At 58.4% G+C, this 18,182-nt stretch carries 18 protein-coding genes; 11 read left to right on the top strand and 7 right to left on the bottom strand.

All coding sequences use genetic code 11. The features are described 5' to 3' along the window. The first annotated feature begins 149 nt into the window (after positions 1-149). The 11 genes from nosZ (at position 150) to VIN96_RS15775 (ending at position 11,150) form a co-directional block, all read left to right on the top strand. Positions 150-2,447 carry a Sec-dependent nitrous-oxide reductase gene (nosZ, locus tag VIN96_RS15825; protein ID WP_331897524.1) on the top strand — a complete coding sequence of 766 codons (2,298 nt, stop codon included), beginning with the start codon at positions 150-152 and terminating at the stop codon, positions 2,445-2,447. An 89-nt stretch (positions 2,448-2,536) separates the two neighbouring features. Then, complete coding sequence (locus VIN96_RS15820) at positions 2,537-3,229, top strand: c-type cytochrome (protein ID WP_331897522.1); 693 nt, start codon at positions 2,537-2,539, stop codon at positions 3,227-3,229. A 54-nt stretch (positions 3,230-3,283) separates the two neighbouring features. Then, positions 3,284-4,003: a c-type cytochrome gene (locus VIN96_RS15815; protein ID WP_331897520.1), complete on the top strand. Its 720-nt coding sequence runs from the start codon at positions 3,284-3,286 to the stop codon at positions 4,001-4,003. A 165-nt stretch (positions 4,004-4,168) separates the two neighbouring features. Beyond that, the gene (locus VIN96_RS15810) at positions 4,169-5,176 is read left to right on the top strand and encodes a hypothetical protein (protein WP_331897518.1); all 1,008 of its coding nucleotides are present in this window, start codon (positions 4,169-4,171) and stop codon (positions 5,174-5,176) included. 18 nt (positions 5,177-5,194) lie between these two features. Beyond that, positions 5,195-6,556: a nitrous oxide reductase family maturation protein NosD gene (nosD, locus tag VIN96_RS15805; protein WP_331897516.1), complete on the top strand. Its 1,362-nt coding sequence runs from the start codon at positions 5,195-5,197 to the stop codon at positions 6,554-6,556. 16 nt (positions 6,557-6,572) lie between these two features. Beyond that, on the top strand, positions 6,573-7,337 hold the full coding sequence (locus tag VIN96_RS15800; protein ID WP_331897514.1) for a 4Fe-4S dicluster domain-containing protein: 765 nt from the start codon (positions 6,573-6,575) through the stop codon (positions 7,335-7,337). Next, a complete protein-coding gene (locus VIN96_RS15795) occupies positions 7,337-8,311 on the top strand; it encodes a NapH/MauN family ferredoxin-type protein (RefSeq protein ID WP_331897512.1) in 975 nt (324 codons plus the stop codon). Before VIN96_RS15800 ends, VIN96_RS15795 begins: the two co-directional genes overlap by 1 nt. A 23-nt stretch (positions 8,312-8,334) precedes the next feature. Then, entirely contained in the window at positions 8,335-9,180 is an 846-nt protein-coding gene (locus tag VIN96_RS15790; protein ID WP_331897510.1) for an ABC transporter ATP-binding protein, read from the top strand. Continuing rightward, a complete protein-coding gene (locus VIN96_RS15785; RefSeq protein ID WP_331897508.1) occupies positions 9,180-9,665 on the top strand; it encodes a nitrous oxide reductase accessory protein NosL in 486 nt (161 codons plus the stop codon). The genes VIN96_RS15790 and VIN96_RS15785 overlap by 1 nt, the downstream gene beginning before the upstream one ends. 4 nt (positions 9,666-9,669) lie before the next feature. Next, entirely contained in the window at positions 9,670-10,500 is an 831-nt protein-coding gene (locus VIN96_RS15780; protein WP_331897506.1) for an ABC transporter permease, read from the top strand. Continuing rightward, positions 10,497-11,150 carry a c-type cytochrome gene (locus VIN96_RS15775; RefSeq protein WP_331897505.1) on the top strand — a complete coding sequence of 218 codons (654 nt, stop codon included), beginning with the start codon at positions 10,497-10,499 and terminating at the stop codon, positions 11,148-11,150. The genes VIN96_RS15780 and VIN96_RS15775 overlap by 4 nt, the downstream gene beginning before the upstream one ends. On the opposite strand, the gene VIN96_RS15770 is transcribed toward VIN96_RS15775, so the two are convergent. The 7 genes from VIN96_RS15770 to VIN96_RS15740 form a co-directional block, all read right to left on the bottom strand. After that, complete coding sequence (locus VIN96_RS15770) at positions 11,126-11,560, bottom strand: type II toxin-antitoxin system RatA family toxin (RefSeq protein WP_331897503.1); 435 nt, start codon at positions 11,558-11,560, stop codon at positions 11,126-11,128. The two genes, VIN96_RS15775 and VIN96_RS15770, sit on opposite strands and share 25 nt — an antisense overlap. A 9-nt stretch (positions 11,561-11,569) precedes the next feature. After that, positions 11,570-12,433 carry a bile acid:sodium symporter family protein gene (locus VIN96_RS15765; RefSeq protein WP_331897501.1) on the bottom strand — a complete coding sequence of 288 codons (864 nt, stop codon included), beginning with the start codon at positions 12,431-12,433 and terminating at the stop codon, positions 11,570-11,572. A 74-nt stretch (positions 12,434-12,507) separates the two neighbouring features. Beyond that, on the bottom strand, positions 12,508-13,440 hold the full coding sequence (gene menA, locus VIN96_RS15760; protein WP_331897500.1) for a 1,4-dihydroxy-2-naphthoate octaprenyltransferase: 933 nt from the start codon (positions 13,438-13,440) through the stop codon (positions 12,508-12,510). Further along, positions 13,437-14,144 (bottom strand): class I SAM-dependent methyltransferase, encoded by a 708-nt coding sequence (locus VIN96_RS15755; RefSeq protein ID WP_331897498.1) that lies wholly within the window; start codon positions 14,142-14,144, stop codon positions 13,437-13,439. The genes menA and VIN96_RS15755 overlap by 4 nt, the downstream gene beginning before the upstream one ends. A gap of 76 nt (positions 14,145-14,220) precedes the next feature. Further along, the gene (gene speB, locus VIN96_RS15750) at positions 14,221-15,207 is read right to left on the bottom strand and encodes an agmatinase (protein WP_331897496.1); all 987 of its coding nucleotides are present in this window, start codon (positions 15,205-15,207) and stop codon (positions 14,221-14,223) included. Between the two features lie 69 nt (positions 15,208-15,276). Beyond that, a complete protein-coding gene (locus VIN96_RS15745) occupies positions 15,277-16,728 on the bottom strand; it encodes an NAD-dependent succinate-semialdehyde dehydrogenase (protein WP_331897495.1) in 1,452 nt (483 codons plus the stop codon). 56 nt (positions 16,729-16,784) lie between these two features. After that, complete coding sequence (locus tag VIN96_RS15740; protein WP_331897494.1) at positions 16,785-18,074, bottom strand: FAD-binding oxidoreductase; 1,290 nt, start codon at positions 18,072-18,074, stop codon at positions 16,785-16,787. Positions 18,075-18,182 lie beyond the last annotated feature (108 nt).

Raw genomic sequence — 18,182 nt, 5'->3', positions numbered from 1 at the left:
GTAGGCGACTTGACCGTCGTCAAACCCCTGTCATGTACATTAGCATAGACTGCTACACGTCCAAATACACTACGTCCTAAAACCGCAGCGGCTCGGGGATACTGCGGTTTGTTTTAGTCCTTAATGCAGCCCGAGGGAGGAATAATCCTATGCAACAATTTGGCAAACGGGCCCTGATGGCGTTTAGCGCCGTTAGTGTGGGTCTGGTTACCGCGTCGGCATCCTGGTCGGCGGAAAACCTGGATACCGTTATGAAACGGCGCGGGTTGACCGAAAAGGATGTTTTGGCCGCGGCGAAAACCTATGTGCCGACGGGCAAGCGCGATGAATTCATCGCCTTCAGTTCCGGTGGGCAGAGCGGTCAAGTGATCGTTTATGGCATTCCGTCCATGCGGATTTTGAAATACATCGGCGTGTTCACGCCGGAACCCTGGCAGGGTTATGGCTTCGACAACGAATCGAAAGCCGTTCTCGACCAAGGCCGCGTCAACGGCAAGGATATCTTGTTCGGCGATACCCACCATCCGGCCATTTCGGAAACCAACGGTGAGTACGATGGACGCTACCTGTTCATCAACGACAAGAACAACCCGCGTATGGCTGTGATCGACCTGCACGATTTTGAAACCAAGCAGATCGTCGTCAACCCGATCATGAAATCCGAACACGGCGGCGCATTCGTCACGCCGAACACCGATTACGTGATCGAAGCCGCGCAATATCCGGCTCCGCTGGAAGACGAATACGTGCCGTTGGATCAATTCAACGAGCGGTATCGTGGCGCCGTCACCTACTGGAAGTTCAACCGCGAAAAAGGCCGCATTGATCCGACCCAGTCCTTCTCGGTCGAACTGCCGCCTTACAGCCAGGATTTGTCGGACTTCGGCAAAGGCCCGTCTGACGGCTGGTCGTTCACCAACTCGTTCTGTTCCGAACGCTATGTCGGTGGCATCGAAAAAGGTCGTCCGCCGTTCGAAGCCGGTTGCTCGCAGAAAGACACCGACTTCCTGCACATGGTCAACTGGAAGAAGGGCGAAGAGCTGTTCAAGGCCGGTAAGACCAAGATGATCAACGGCCACCCGGTGATCACCATGGACACCGCCGTCAAGGAAGGCATGCTGTTCTTGGTTCCGGAACCGAAAAGCCCGCACGGCGCCGACGTCAGCCCGGACGGTAAGTTCGTCATCGTTTCCGGTAAGCTGGACAGCCACACCTACGTCTACAGCTTCGACAAGATGATGGGCCTGATCAAGAACAAGGATTTCATGGGCACAGACCCTTATGGCATCCCCATTCTCGATCTGAAGAAATCTTTGCACACCCAGGTCCAAGTCGGCTTGGGCCCGCTTCACACCCAGTACGATTCCAAGCCCTGCACGGTCTACACCTCCATCTACGTGGACAGCCAGGTCACCAAGTGGGACTACTGTGAAGGTAAAGTGCTCGACAAAATTTCCATCCACTACAACATCGGCCACTTGATGACGATGGAAGGCGACTCGGTTACGCCGCAAGGTAAATACTTGGTCTCCTTGAACAAGCTGGCGATTGACCGTTTCAACCCGGTCGGTCCTCTGCACCCGCAGAACCACCAGTTGATCGACATCAGCGGTGACAAGATGGAACTGCTGTACGACATGCCGCTGCCGTTGGGCGAGCCGCACTACGCGGTTGCGATTTCGGCTGACAAGCTGAAACCGATCATCCGTTACAAGAGCGGTTGGAACACCCGTACCGATGAGCGTCACGAAGGCCGCACCCGTCCGGGTAAAGAAAGCGTCGTTCGCGATGGCAACAAAGTCACCGTGTACGGCACCACCATCCGTTCGCACATCACGCCTGAAATCGTCGAAGTTCAAGAAGGCGACGAGGTCACGTTCATCATGACCAACTTGGAACGCGCTGAAGACCAAACCCACGGGTTCGCCATCAGCGGCACCAACGCCAACTTGTCCTTGGAACCGGGTAAAACCGCTTCCGTGACGATCAATGCCGATAAACCCGGTGTGTTCCCGTACTATTGCACCGAGTTCTGCTCGGCACTGCACTTGGAAATGCAGGGCTACCTCCTGGTTCAGCCTAAGGGCTACAAGGAAGTGGCGACCAAGGGCGCCGAAGGCACCGTTTACACCCAGGCCGATTACGAAAAGCAGCACAAGACCAATCTTGAAACGCAAGGCGTAATCGACAGTGTCGTGGGCTACATCGTCGCACGGAACTATCAGGACTTCCCGCCTGTGGTTTCGTTGGTCGAAGACGCCACCGAACAGCTGGGCTTCGCTGCTGACACCCGCAAAAAAGCTGAAGATTTTGCCGCCAAGGGAGATTGGCAAAATGCGACGCTGTGGGCTGGCCAGTGGTGGCAGTATCAGGTTAAGGCAGCCGACATCGGTCTGCGCGCCAAGACCTATCTCGACCAGCATGGTGCAGTTGAGGTCAAGAAGTAACGACCGCAAGCCTTGCACCTAAGGCATAAGCGAGGGGGAGCCCGCCTATTCAGGCTCCCCCATCGTTTACAAAAAACTGGAGACCAAGAATGAACAAGAGCATCCTCACACGCTTCGCAGTTCTCACCGGCGTTTTGATGTCGGTATCCGCGGCCAGCTTCACGGCCAACGCCGAAGAAAAGCCCAAGCGCGATCCCGGCAAGAAGATCTACATGACCAAGACCTGCATGGCCTGTCATGGCAAGGATGGCCGCAAGGCGATGCTGAACTACCCGAACATCGCGGGTCAGGATGAGAAGTATATGGTCAACCAGATCAACTACATCATTTCAGGCAAGCGACTGGGCAGCCATGATGCGACCGGCAATCCGCGCGCGCAGGGCATGCAAGGCGCTTTGATCAGCCCCAGCGACAACAAGCCGCGTATTTCCAAAGAGGAAATCCAACAGGTCGCCGCGTGGCTCGCCAAGCAACCGCCGGCCGACCTGCAAGAACCGAAGACTCCGCTGGATCCCGCGAGCGTCGAGGCCGGTAAAAAATTGTTCAATTCGAAATGCAAAGCCTGCCATGGTGCCGAGGGCAAAAAACCCCTTAAGGGCAACCCCTACGTCGCCGGGCAAAAGCGCGACTATCTGTTCATCCAGATGCAAGACATCAAGAGTAAGGCGCGTCAAACGCCGAAAAGCGCGGGCATGTACGGCATCGTGAAAAACATGACCGATGAGCAGTTTGCGACCCTGGCGGATTACCTGTCCCAGGTTGATCGCAACGCAGGAAATTAAATACCCCCCCCCCTCTAAACGAACATCACGCCAAAGGCATTGATGGAGATGAGAATGACTATGCAATTTAAAATGACCGCACTTGTCGCAACCGTAGCCGCCACTGTGTTGATGGCCGGTCCGACGGTTGCTCAGCAACCGACCACCTGGAACCAAGGCGGTGGCGAGCAGGATGAAGCGTTGCATCTGGAGCCGAATGTCGAAAATGGTATCGAGGTCTATGAAGTCTGTGCAGCGTGTCACCTCTACGAAGGCTGGGGTCAGACCGACGGCACCTTCCCGCAGTTGGCCGGCCAGCACCGTAAAGTGATCATCAAGCAATTGGCCGACATTCGCGCGCTGAACCGCGACAACCCGACCATGTATCCGTTCGCGTTGCCCGAATCCATCGGTGGCCCGCAGTCGATCGCCGACGTCGCCGAATACATCGCGACCTTGCCGATGAACCCGGAACCGGGCGTCGGGCCGGGCACCGATTTGGCGTTGGGCGAACAGTTGTACAAAGACAACTGCGTGCGCTGTCACGGTGAGAACGGCGAAGGCATGCCGGAAAAATACTATCCGCGCATCCAAGGCCAGCACTACAATTATCTGCTGCGCCAGTTTGAATGGATCCGTGATGGCAAGCGCCGCAACGCCAACCCTGACATGATCAAGCAGATTCAAGGCTTCTCCGACAAAGATATGGTCGCCGTGATGGATTTCGTGTCGCGTCAGAAGCCGCCTGCGGACAAAGTCGGTACGCCCGGTTGGGAAAACCCGGACTTCAAGTGATCCGCTGAAGATTGATCTCGAAAGTACGGGCCGAAGCGTGGGTTGGTGGGCGACCCCGTTCCTCCGCTTCGGTCCCCTTTCCCTTTCCGGGGAAAGGCATGCCATAATAAAGCTCCCCGCATACGAAGCCCTGAAAACAGGGCAGGCATTGAGGACACCAAACACATGACCGATCAAAATAGCTCCAGTTCAACCTCATCTGGCCGCATGTTGGTCGTGCGCGCTTTGGCCTTCGCTGCGCTCGTCATGTTGGCGTTCGCATATGTCTCGCCGACGTGGTGGGTGTCCTTGAAAGCGCCGCAGTATCCCGAAGTCGCTTTTCCCCAGGGCATTCGTATCCACTTCCACATGGACGGCGTATTCAACGGCTGCAAAAAAGTCGACGTTGCCGAAAAGCAAGAAGACGAAGCGCTCAACTGCAAACACGAAATGGATGCCATCAACCACTATGTCGGCATGTATCCCATCGCCGCGGGCGGTCCGGTCGAACGAGTGTTGTCGCCGTTCGTGTTTACTCTGTTGGGGTTGATGATCGTCATTTTCGTGGTGCCGGGACGGCGAGCGCGAACCATCGTCACGACCGTCGGCTGTGTGGCTATTGGCGGCTGGATGACGGTCTCCCTCTATACTCCGGGCGGGCATCAGTATTTGTCGCCGAATTACGTTACCGACGTGGTCACGACCATGGATCTCGATCCCGACGAATATGAGGCGTGGTCCGGCATCGAAATGCTGCAGGAAGGCTACAACGAAGCCCTGGGCCGATACTTCCGTCAACAAGACATCATCGATACCAACGTCAAGACCATGACATTGGCGGCGCATATCTCTTACGGTGTGCTCATGGCCGCCATGTTGCTGCTGATCGTCGGCGTGGGGCGGTGGAAGCCGATCTACTGGCTGACGATATTGGTGCCGATCTTGCTGCCGGTGTTTTTCATCGTCGATTACGCAGGTTGGCTGTGGTGGTTCGGCCATAGCCTCAACGAAATGGGCGCGTTCACCTTGAAACCTTTCATGCCCACCGTGTTGGGGCAAGGCAAGGTGGCGCAGTTTGCGACCTATTCGTATCCTCACTACGGTTATGGGTTGTTGGTGGCGTCGTCGGTGGCGTTGGCGTTCGCAGCGTTGCTGAGGCGCAAGCACATGATCGAGACGGGGGACGACAGCTAAGCTGTCGAGGATGCGGTCATGGGCAACCCGTATCGCTGTCTAACGAAAATGATCACGGTTGTGGCAGGGCTGATATGCGCCGTGCCGGGGTCGGCTTGGGCGGCGGCGATGGCGTCGCTGCAGCCGCTGATTGACGCCGCCAAGCCCGGCGACGTCATCACCCCGGACCCGGGGCTGTACGCCGGCCCGCTCTTGATTGACAAGGCGATTACGCTCGACGGCGCGGGGCAAGTCACCATCGATAGCGGTGGCGTTGGAAGCGTCATCGTCTTACAGGCCGATGGCGCAACCATTCGCGGCCTGCATCTGCGAAACACCGGTGAATCCCACAACGACCTGGATGCCGGCATTCAGGTGCGCGGCAGTTATAACGTCATCAAGGATAACGTCATCACCGACAATTTGTTCGGCATCGACATTCAAAAGTCCGACAACAACATCGTGACCCGCAATCGCATCGGTTCGAAAAAATTCGACTTGGGCGTGCGTGGTGACGGCATTCGTTTGTGGTACAGCAACAAAAATCGCATCGAAGACAACACCATCACCGACGCCCGCGACATGGTGGTGTGGTATTCGCGCGACAACGTCATCGCGTCCAACGCCATCAGCGGCGGACGCTACGGTCTGCACTTCATGTATGCGCAGTACAATCTGGTTAAGGACAATCGTTTCCAGGGGAATTCGGTGGGAACGTTCCTGATGTACAGCGACGGCGTCGAAATGCGCGGAAACCGCATTTCCCACGGTCTCGGCGCTACGGGCATGGGCATCGGCATGAAGGAAAGCAGCGATGTCACGTTGGAAGACAACACCATCGTCTATTGCGCCACCGGCATCTATATGGACGTCTCGCCCTACCAGCCCGACACCACCAACCGCATTCGCCGCAATTATCTCGCGTTCAATTCCATCGGCATTCTGTTTCACAACGATTGGACCGGAAACGTATTGGAAGACAATCGTTTCGAATCCAACTTCGTGCAGGTCTCGGTGAACGCGGGCGCCAGCGCCCAGCGCAACGCCTGGGACGGAAACTACTGGGATGACTACCAAGGTTTCGACCGCAACCGCGACGGCATCGGCGACAGCGTGCATGAGATGCGCGTCTATGCCGACCGGTTGTGGATGGACGTTCCGGCGGCTTCGTTCTTCAAGGGTTCGGCGGTGTTGTCGATGCTCGATTTTCTAGAACGTTTGGCACCGTTTTCCGAACCGATCGTGCTGTTGAAAGATCCGCGACCGAAGATGACCCCCGATGTCAAGGTGGCTCGTGCCGCCGAAATAAAGGGTGAGAACAACGACCCCGACAGCGAAAGCAAAATCAAATACGATCCGTTTGGCCTGTCCACTCGGGTGCCCAAGTACATGAACCAGTAACAATCAGAGACGAACAATGTCCGACGCCAATTCAAAACCGAAGAAGAAGCCGGTCACGGTGCGTCAGCTCCGTGAACGCCGCCGTATCTTGCGCTCCATCGGTGCAGGGGCCGGTGTCGTCGGTGCGGCGCTGCTGGGGTTTTTCCCGGTGGTCAAACATTGGATGGACCGTTTGCGACCGCCCGGCGCGTTGGAGGAAGACAAATTCCTCGCCGCCTGCATCAAGTGCGGACAGTGCGTTCAGGTCTGTCCAGTCGAGGCCATTAAACTGGGCGATCTCGATGAGGGCTTTGGCGTCGGCGTGCCCTACATCGATGCGCGCAGCCAAGCATGCGACTTTTCCTGCGACGCGGTGCAATGCGTGTTGGCGTGTCCCACCGGGGCGTTGTCGCACAACGTCGATGTGAAAGAGCAAGTGCGCATGGGCGTGGCGCGGCTATCGCGCCCCAAGGCGTGCCTAGCGCGTCTGGGCAAGGGCGTCAAAGGCACCGCGCGCGGCGATGATTTCCCCGGCATGCATCGTTACATGGAAGTGGACCGCTGGACGCCGATACGCATCGCCGACCATCCATATGATTTGGAGCTGTGCGACCTGTGTGTGCGCGAATGTCCGATCGAAGGCGCGATCACGTTGGAGCGCGTCAACTTCGATCCCTCTGACCTGCGCGGCACCCCGGTGGTGTTCGACAAGTGCGTCGGTTGTGGCATGTGTGAAATGATTTGCCCGGTCGATCCGCCCGCGATCGTCGTCGATATTCGCAAGCGTTGGGAGGACGGCTGATGTCTATGTTGAGCTCCATCGCCGAAATGTTCGGCCGCACCCCCGGCAACAAACCCGATGACAGCGCCTATTCCGATGATGCGCGCGCCATGCACGAAAGCAAGCGCGGCACGGAAGGTAAGAAAGAACGCGTCGCCGCCATCAAGGCCGAGCGCGATCTGCATCCGTCGCACAAATGGCGCAACCGCCGCTGGGCGTCGATCTTGATCGTCAACGCACTGTTCGTGATTTCGTTTTCGTGGGACGTGCAGTTGATCGAAGGATCGTTGTCCGCGTCGCGCGTGATCGGCTTTCATTTCGCCGATCTCAACGCCTCGATCCAGGTGATGCTGGCGTTCAAGGAAATCCTCATCAATCTGGTGATCGGCACGGCGACGGTGTTGCTGTTGTGGTGGTTGTTGGGGGGGCGCACGTTCTGTTCGTGGGTGTGCCCGTATCATCTGTTGTCGGAACTGGCGGAAAAAATCCACCTGCGTCTTGCCGACATGAAGCTGGTGCGCGATCTGCCCATGCATCGCGGCGTGCGCACGGTGCTGTACGTCATATTTGCCGGGTTGGCGTTCGCCACTGGTTATACGGTGTTCGAGGCCATCTCGCCGGTGGGTATTTTGTCCCGCGCGATGATTTACGGTCCCGGTCTGGCGCTGATTTGGGTCGCGGTGCTGTTGGCGTTTGAAGTGTTCGTTACCCGCCGCGCCTGGTGCCGTTACATGTGCCCAATCGGCTTGACCTATGGCATGGTCGGCATCACCTCGCCGGTTCATGTGACCTACAATCTGGAAAATTGTTTGCATGAAGGCGACTGCCGGACCGTGTGTTTGGTTCCCCATGTGTTGGAGGTGACCAAAAAAGGCTTTGCCCTGACCGTGAACAGCGACATCGGCGCCGACTGTACGCGCTGCGGTATGTGTGTCGACATCTGCCCGACAGATTCTTTGACGTACGATGTCAAAGGCCTCAACAAGTTACTCTAAGCGAAGAAAAGAACCGTCCGCAGATGATCGAATTTCAAGCGATTTCGAAAACCTTTCAGCGTCGCGCCGTGCTCGACGACATTTCCTTGTCGTTGGGCCGTGGCAATCGGGTGGCGCTGGTGGGATCCAACGGCGCGGGCAAGACCACGTTGATCCGCTGTCTGCTGGGTGAATATGTCTGTCAAGGCAAGGTCAGGGTCGATGGCATCGATCCACGCCAAGACCGTCGTGGCGTTTTGGCGCGCATCGGCTTCGTGCCGCAATTGCCGCCGCCGTTGAAAATACCGGTCGGCGAGCTGATCAATTTTTCCGCCAGCGTGTGTAACACGGATCCCAAACGGATGGAGCACGTCGCCGAACAGCTGGGCCTGGACATGGATGTGATCCGTCGCCAGCCGTTCGTCAAGTTGTCGGGCGGGCAAAAACAGAAACTGCTCATCGGTATCGCGCTCGGGCGCGACAGCGACATCTTGGTGATGGATGAACCGGCCGCAAACCTGGACCCGGAATCGCGCAAGATCTTTTTCAATCTGTTGTCCGAGCGTTTGGACGGTACGGTGATGCTGATGTCCAGCCACCGCATCGACGAGGTCGCTGCGCTGGTCAACCGCGTGATCGAACTGGATCGCGGCAAGGTGGTTCTTGACGATCACGTCGAGGACACCGTCGACCCATCGGCGTTGCAAGCCTGCACGCTACGACTGGTCCGTGCCGAGGAAGCTTTATCCAAATCGTTGACGTCGTGGGGGTTTGTCGCCACCGGAGACGGCTTGGCGTGGACCGGCACGGTGGCCGGACCCGATCGGTTGCGCTTTTTGGCCATGATGTCGCGTTACGCCGGTCTCATCGCGGCGTTGGAGTTGAAGTGATGCAACGTTTGATCACCCGACTGTTGATGGTTGGCGCGGTGCTTGTTCTGGCGGCGTGCGGAGACGGTGATAAATCCGGTCCCGAGGATATTCACTGGGATCGTGACGTGTGCGAACTGTGCAAGATGTTCGTCAGCGATCCGCGCTTCGCCGCCGAGGTGCGCGGCGGCGAGAAAAACAAGCTCTATAAGTTCGACGATATCGGTTGCGCCATCAATTGGCTTAACGATCAGCATTGGGCGGGGGACCAGGCGACGGAAATCTGGGTGGCCGAAGGTTCCAGCACCCGTGAAAAAATGGTCTGGCTGAACGCGCGCGAGGCTCACTATGTGCGCGGTGAATTGACACCGATGAACTACGGCTACACGGCTTTCGCGCCGACGTCGGCAGGCGATCCGGTCGGTATCGATTTTGTCGCGCTGACGTCGAAAATTCTCGCCGATGCTCCGAATCACATTTGCAAAGTTCCGGATAGAAACGAATAACGCCATGCTCAAACCGCTCCTCCATACCGCGCGCCTCGAGTACCAGGAATCCATCAGGGCACGGTGGTTTTTGGTCTACAGCCTGGTGTTCGGTGCCGTGATGGTGTTGCTGTTGGCATCGGGTTTGACCGAATCTCGCGTCATGGGCTTTACCGGTTTGTCGCGCACGCTGACCACCTACATTCAGATTTGTATGGCGATCTTGCCGATCTTTATTCTCATCACCATGGTGCGCTCGGTCGCTGGCGACCGCGAAGCCGGGGTGTTGGAATATATGCTGGCGCTGCCGGTGCCGTTGGGTGCGTGGTACTGGGGTAAGCTGTTGGGCCGGTACGTTACGGTGTTTTTGCCGGTGTTTCTGGCCGTGGTGTTGGCGGTGATCTGGGCGGCGGTGCGCGGTTTCGACGTGCCGTGGTCCGAGTTCCTCTTCAGTACAGCCATGCTGGTGTCGTTGACGTGGTGCTTTTTGGGCATCGGCATGTTGATTTCCACCATCGCCAAGACGTCCGACGTTGCCCAAGGGGCGGCGTTCACCGTGTGGTTGGTGTTGCTGTTGTTTCTCGATCTGATTTTGCTGGGCGCGATGGTGCGCGAACAGATGCCTCACGAAGTGGTAGTGACAATTGCGCTGCTCAATCCCATGCAGGTGTTTCGCACCGCGTCGATGCTGGTGTTCGATCCGGAACTGATTTTGATGGGGCCAGCTGCGCACGTGATCTTGGATGCGCTGGGGCGTACAGGGTTCTTGATCTACGGTTTTCTGTATCCGGCGGTGTTCGGCACATTGTGCGCGGTACTGGGCTTCGTATTGTTTCGTCGAGGAGACTTGCAGTGAAACGCTTGGCGGCCCTTGTCTTGGCATGCAGTTTCGCCGTGCCCGGCGTCGTGATGGCGCAGGAACAAGGCTACGCCGAAGACGGCAAGGACATCTATGTCGTTTGCGCGCCGTGCCATGGTCCTGAGGGTCAAGGCGGCGGTGGCGGGGATTATCCACGTCTAGCCGGGTTTTCAACCGAGTACCTGATCAGCCAGTTGAAAGCGTTCAAAGCCCGCGAGCGGGTCAATATTCCCATGTATCCGTTTACCGTCGAACGGGAACTGAACGATCAAGATATTCTCGACGTTTCAGCGTATATCACCAAAATGACCCTCGATACCCGATTGCCGGAAATGGAAGGTCAGGTTGATGGCTACGAACGACTGTTGGCGGCCAAGCGGGTGTTGCAGATTCCCCGTGCCCCGGGCGATGTCGATAAAGGTGCTGCGCTTTATAAAGAAAACTGTGCACGCTGCCACGGCGAAAAAGGTGAGGGCCGTCCCCATGACCCACCGCTGGCGGGGCAATACATCAAGTACTTGGCTAAGCAATTTCGCGAAATGCGCGCCGATGCGCGGTTGCACCCGCGCCCTAAGCGGTTGATCGTCCCCCTGTCGGAAGACGACGTGCAGAATTTATTGGCTTATTTCTCCACGCTCGACGACTGAGCGGCGCGCGCCAAAAATGCGCGCTCGAAGGCTTCGGCTTGCTTGCGCAGGGATTGTTCCATCAGGCCGAGTTTCGGTCCGGGCAGGTCGAGGGCCATTTCAAACGTCACCTCGGTGCCGCCGTCATAGGCAACGAAGCGCCATTTCAAAGATAAATCTATGAGCACGCTGTCGATCGAGCGGATATCGATCTCGCGTGGCGGTCGCATCGTGGCACGGGTGCGAAAGCGGATCGGCACCGGCCCCCAGCGAAACACATTGTCCACCAGCCATGTGTCATCGGTGCGCTGGCGAATACGCGTCGCCACGCAGTTGGGCACGAACTCGGGATAAGCCTCGATGTTGGCGGCGACGGCAAACAGCTGATCGGGGCTCAGGGCGACGACACGTTGAAGGACGATGGGTTGCATCGCCAAGGGTCAGTCGGTTGCGGTGCGAAGCTGTGGTCGGCGCGCCCACACGATAAACCCGGCTGCCGTGATGTTCATGACCAAGGCATAAGTGATCGCCGGGACCACCAAAATCGGATTGCCCAACACCGAAACGGCGATAAAGATCGCCAAGGCGGCATTTTGCAGCCCACATTCCAATGCAATGGCAATGCGGTCACTGTGGGCTAAACCCAGGGCACGTGCGGTGAACATGCCCAGCGCCATGGTCGCGACGTTGAGGATCACCAAGCGCGGGCCGATTTCGGTGAAATAATTGAGGATATTGTCCATTTGACCGACGAACGCGCTGGCGACGATCAGCGCGAAGATGATGGTGGCGAGGTGACGTGCCTTTGGCCGCAGCCAATTGGCGCTGTCGGGTTTCCACGCCTGCAAGCCCATGCCGAGCGCGATGGGCAGGCCGGTCACGACCAGGATCGAGCCCATGATAAAGCCTAAGGGCATTTGCACGTCCTGGCCCGTGCCGAGAAAGAAAACTTGGGAAAAACCCAAAATGACGGGCACGGATACAACGCTGATGAGGCTGGTGATCGCTGTCATGGATACAGACAAGGCCGCATTGCCGCCTGCCAGGGTGGTCAGCAGGTTGGACGTGATGCCGCCCGGCGAGGCCGCCAAGATCATCAGGCCCAAAGCGAATTCAGGCCGCCCCTCATAACCGACCAGCACCGCGAGTCCGATCAACGGCAACAGTATGATCTGGTTGAGCAGCCCAACGAAAATAGCGCGCGGATAGAGCACCACACGGGTGAAATCTTCGATTTTGAGGCCAAGGCCGATTGAGAACATGATAAAGGCCAAACCGATGGGGAGCAGAATATCCGTCGACATAGTGTGGGCTTTCCAGACATAAAAGGTTGCGTATTTTAGGCGGGAATGCCGCCCAGTCAAATGGCGAGGGTGTCTTATGGTCCAGGCATCGTGACATATAGGGACGCGAACAGACCCAGCGCGGTCGAGATGGCGAACAACCCTTGGCAGCGCACAGTCGCGCCGAGTAGGGGGTTTAGGCTTGCGCTTGGCGCGGTGTCACGAAACGTTCGCGCGTTGCGCAACGCCAGCGGCAAGGTGGCGATGCCCAACAAGGCACCCACAGCCATTAGACCCGTCGCAACGCTCAGCGCCGAGACGCCGTACGGAGCCAACACCAAGATGGCATAAAGGGCGTGTGAAGCCTTGACGCCGATCAAAATCGCCAAGGTCTTGCGCCCGGCAAGACGATCGCCCGCTTCATCGCGTACATTGTTGAGCAACAGCACCGCGCCTGCGGGAAGCCCCATGGCGATGCCCCAGATCCAAGTCGACATGCCGACGTGGCCAGTGTGCAGATAATAGGTGCCGGATACCGCCGCGACGCCGAAAAAAGCGATCACCACGAGTTCACCGAACGGCGAGCGCGAGATTGGATAGGGACCATGGGAATATAGGTAGCCTGCCCACAGCGACCCGAGGCCGAGGAAAAAGATCGGCCAACCGCCGATGGTGATGAGGTAAAGCCCGCCCAAAAGCGCGATCAAAAACGCCGTCAATCCGGCAGCCGATACTTGGTGCGGCAACGCCCAACCCAGTGCGGTGACGCGTGGCGGTCCCAGACGTTCAGCGCCGTCGATGTCGTCGGTACCGTTGAGGAAATCCTGAGCATCGTTGAACAGGTTGGTTCCGGCCTGAATGGCCAGCGCGCACAGCAAGATGACGATCGGAACTTCCGGATGCGCGATGGGGCTGTCGCCCGCCCAAGCCAGCGCGCTGGCCAGCACCACTGGGCTTGCTGCCATGCCCAAGGTCTTTGGGCGAATGGCTTGCCACCACAAATTCAGGCCGGTTGGGCGGGCGGTCATGACGTCTTGCTTCCGACATGGATGGCGGCGATGCCGAACGACAGGTTCGTGTAGGTCACGTCGGCAAAGCCCGCAGCTTGCATTTGTTCCTTCAAAGTATCTTGATCGGGAAATTCGCGGATCGAATCGACCAGATAGCGATAAGCCTCGGGTCGTCCCGCGACCATGGCGCCCAGGCGCGGGATGATGTGTTCGGAATACCAATCGTAAAACGGTTTCAACCACCACGCCGGGGTGCTGAATTCCAGGCAGATGAAGCGACCGCCGGGTTTGAGCACGCGTATGGCTTCCGCTAACGCGTGTTGCGGTCGGGTCATGTTGCGTAGGCCGAAACTGACGGTGAGCAGGTCGAGCGACGCGTCGGCGAACGGCAAGCTTTCCCCCAAACCCGCAACCCAAGAAATCTCGCTCGGTTGGCGGGGGCGTCCTGCCCGCATCATTCCGGCGCTGGGGTCGCACACCGTCACGTTCCAGCCGCGTTGATGGAGCAAGCGGGCTATGTCGCCGGTGCCACCCGCAACATCGACCGCGAAGCCACCGGAACATTGTGGTGCCTTGCGCACCATGGCGCGCTTCCACAAACGATGGGTGGCGAAGCTCATCAAATCGTTCATCAGGTCGTAGCGCGGCGCCACCAGCTCGAACATCGTTTGGATGTTGTCGCGATGTTGAGAATCGGATGGTGTCGATGAACGTGTGCGCATGACCCAACAATGCCCGATTTTTCACATCGGATCACGACACTTTTTACGGAAAAGTGTGTTCAGGCAACGCGTTGGCTTAACGCCCGACGGGTCTGCGCACCGCGCCCTTTTTTTCCGCCAGCAGGCACAACAAGTCGTGGGCGATGGTGGCCGCCGCGATGGCAGTGACTTCGGACACGTCATAGGCCGGTGAGACCTCGACCACGTCCATGCCGACGAAATTCAGTGCGCCAAGCCCGCGCACGATGTCGAGCGCTTGGGCCGAGCTCAAGCCGCCCGAAACCGGTGTGCCGGTGCCCGGCGCGAAAGCCGGATCCAGGCAATCGATGTCAAAGGTCAGATAGACCTTGGTGTCGCCGACGCGCTGTTTGATCGCGGCGATGGTGGCGTCCACGCCATTTTTGTGGATCCACGGCGAGGTGAGAATTTCAAAGCCGTGATCGCTGTCGTTGTAAGTGCGGATGCCGACCTGAACGGAATTTTCGACATCCAGCAGCCCTTCGTTCTTGGCGCGCAGGAACATCGAGCCGTGATCGAAGCGCTCGCCATCGTCATCCCAGGTGTCGGGATGGGCATCGAAATGGATCAAGGCGACCGGGCCGTGCTTGTCGGCGATGGCGCGCAAGATCGGATAGGTGACGAAATGGTCCCCGCCGAAGCTCATTGGCAGTACGCCCGCATCGAGAATGCGCGCGATGTGGCTTTGGATCGTCTCGATCACTTGGGACGGGTAATGGCTGTCGACGAAACAGTCGCCGGTGTCGACCACGGCGAGATGCTCGAACGGATCAAAGCCGAAGGGAAAGGCTTTCAATTCGGCCAACTGCACCGACGCGGCGCGGATCGCGCGCGGGCCCAGACGGGCGCCGGGACGATAGGTGGTGGCGCAGTCGTAGGGAATGCCGCTGACCGCCACATCTACGCCGTTGAGATCTTCGCTGTATTTGCGACGCAGGAAGCTCAGCGCGCCGCCATGGGTCAGTTCCGGCCAGCGTCCGTAAACGCTATCCTTGCGAAACGCTTGATCACCCCTTTTTGGGTTGGATGCGTGTTGGTCCGACATGGTGATGCCGCCTTTTAAGATCCGTTACGAATTCGCTATTTTCACCAGTATACGCGAAAGGTCCAGAGGTCAAAGGCCGCCGATGCGTAGATATTTGATCTCGGTGTATTCCTCGATGCCTTGCTTGCCGCCTTCGCGGCCGATGCCGGATTCCTTGACCCCGCCGAACGGTGCGACTTCGGTCGAGAAGATGCCTTCGTTGATGCCGAGGATGCCGTATTCCAAGGCTTCCGCCACGCGCCAGACGCGGCCGATGTCGCGGCTGTAGAAATAACCGGCCAGGCCGTACGGCGTGTCGTTAGCGATGCGCACGGCATCTTCTTCGGTCTCGAAACGATAAAGCGGCGCGACGGGGCCGAAAATTTCTTCGTTGGCGATGCGCATCTCGGGGGTGACGTCGGTGAGCACCGTGGGTTCGTAATAGGTCCCGCCCAAAGCATGCACCGCGCCCCCGGACAACGCCTTCGCGCCGTGGGCCAGGGCGTCGTCGACCAGTTCCTCGACCTTGGCCAATCCCTTGGCGTTGATCAGCGGGCCTTGGGTGACGCCGTCTTCCAGGCCGTTACCGACCTTGAAGCTCGCCACGGCGGCGGCCATTTTTTGCGCGAATTCGTCGTAGACGCCGCTTTGCACCAAAAAGCGGTTGGCGCACACGCAGGTTTGCCCGGCGTTGCGGTACTTGGACGCCAGTGCGCCTTCGACGGCGGCATCGACGTCGGCGTCGTCGAACACGATAAACGGCGCGTTGCCGCCCAGTTCCAAAGACACCTTGGTGACCGTGTCGGCGCATTGACGCATGAGAATTTTACCCACCGGGGTCGAGCCGGTGAACGACAGTTTGCGCACGATCGGGTTTTCGCACAGTTCCAACCCCACCTCTGCGCCGCGGCTGGCGGTGACGATGTTGAAGGTGCCTGCCGGGAAACCGGCTTTGTGCGCCAGCGCGGCCAGTGCCAAGGCGGTCAGCGGCGTGTCTTCGGATGGTTTCACCACCACCGGACAACCGGCCGCCAAGGCGGGTGCGCATTTGCGCGTGATCATGGCGAGCGGGAAGTTCCATGGCGTGATCGCGGCGGCCACGCCGATGGGTTGGCGCAAGGTGACGATGCGGCTGTTGCCTGCGGGTGAGGGAATGACCTCGCCATAAAGGCGCTTGGCCTCTTCGCCGAACCATTCGATGAACGATGCGCCGTAGGCGACTTCGCCGCGCGCCTCGCCCAACGGCTTGCCGCATTCCAAGGTGACGATTTTCGCCAGTTCTTCTTGATGGCCCATGATCAGGTCGAACCATGTGCGCAAGATCGCGGCACGGGTCTTCGCGGTTTGCGCGGCCCAGGCAGGGCGTGCTTTTTCCGCCGCCGCAATGGCGCGTGCGGTTTCATCGCGCCCCATGTCGGGCACGGTGGCGATGACCTCGCCGGTGGCGGGGTTGGTGATCGGATAAGTCGCGCCGTTCGCGCTGTCGGTCCACAGGCCGTCGATGAAGGCCTGACTGAAAATCAAATTGGCGGGGAGGTCCATAAGGTCAGCACTCGGTAATTGGGTGGTTTTAAAAAGGGTTGGATCAGCCTTGGGCGTTACAGCAGATCGCGCAGCTTGAAGTACGCCATGGCGGCGACCAGCGCGGGCTTGCGCATCAGCGCGCCGCCGGGGAACGACATGTGCGGAATGCGAGTGAACACGTCGAAACGTTCCGCCGTGCCCTGAACGGCCTCGGCCATCAGTTTGCCTGCAAGGCCGGTGAACAAAACACCGTGACCGGAAAAACCATGAGCGAAATAGATGTTTTTGCCGACCCGACCAAAATGCGGCAGGCGGTTGACGGTGATGGCGACGTTGCCGCCCCAGGCGTAATCGATCCTGGCGTCTTGCAACTGCGGATAAATGTTGCGCATGGTGTTGCCCATGGTGGCCTTGAGGTCGAACGGCACCAAACCCGAATAGCTCACCCGGCCGCCGAACAGCATGCGTTTGTCAGCGGAAAGTCGCCAGTAGTTGAGCACGAAATTGATGTCGACCACGCCTTCATCGTCGCGGATCAGACTTTTCGCCATCGCGTCGTCGAGCGGCTCGGTGGCGATGATGAAGGTGCCGACCGGCATGATCTTGCTCGAGATGCGGGGCTCCAACTTTTCCAAATAGGCGTTGGCGCACATGATTACATGCTTGCAGCGCACGGAACCCGACGGGGTGGTGATGACAGGGGCCGCGCCTTCTTGGATGTGGGTGGCGGGCGAATTTTCGTAAATCTTGGCGCCGGCGGCCTCGGCGGCGGCAGCCAGACCCAAGGTGTAATTCAGCGGGTGCAGATGGCCGCTCTCAGGGTCATAAAGCGCGCCGATGTACTTGTCGCTGCCGACCCGGTCACGGGCTTCAGCCTTGCTCAGCATTTGCAGGCCTTGATAGCCGGTTTCCGTTTCAAGCTCTTCCTTGGTTTCTTCCAGCTCGCGGAATTGCCGGGGTTTGATGGCCATCATCAAGTGACCCCACTTGAGGTCGCACTGGATGTTGTGCTTTTCGACGGTTTCGGTGAGCAGTTTCTTCGATTCCAGGCCCAAATCCCAAAGTTTCTGCGCATCGTCGCGGCCGACCAAACCCGCGATATCGCGAATGCCTTTGTTGTAGCCGATGATCGCTTGGCCGCCGTTGCGCCCCGAGGCCCCCCAGCCGACTTGACGACCTTCGAGCACCACCACGTTGTAGCCTTGTTCGGCCAAGTGAAGGGCCGCAGATGAGCCGGTGATGCCCGCACCGATGACGCACACGTCGCAACTGACCTCGCCTTCCAACTTGGCGCGTTCCGGCGCCGGGTTGGCCGATGCGGCATAATACGAATCGGCATGGCGGTCGTTGTGAATTGTGCTCATTGCGTCACCACTGATACTTTGGAATTTATAATTAAAGAGAGGATCGCGTTGATCCGGGGCCGACTATGGCATTCGGACACCCCTGATTGTCAAGTGAAATGTCCATTA

Origin of the sequence: Magnetovibrio sp. (assembly GCF_036568125.1) — a bacterium.
In the GTDB taxonomy this organism is placed as follows: Bacteria; Pseudomonadota; Alphaproteobacteria; order Rhodospirillales; family Magnetovibrionaceae; genus Magnetovibrio.
The sequence above is the reverse complement of the archived record's forward strand: the minus strand, read 5'-3'. Positions and strand labels throughout refer to the sequence as shown.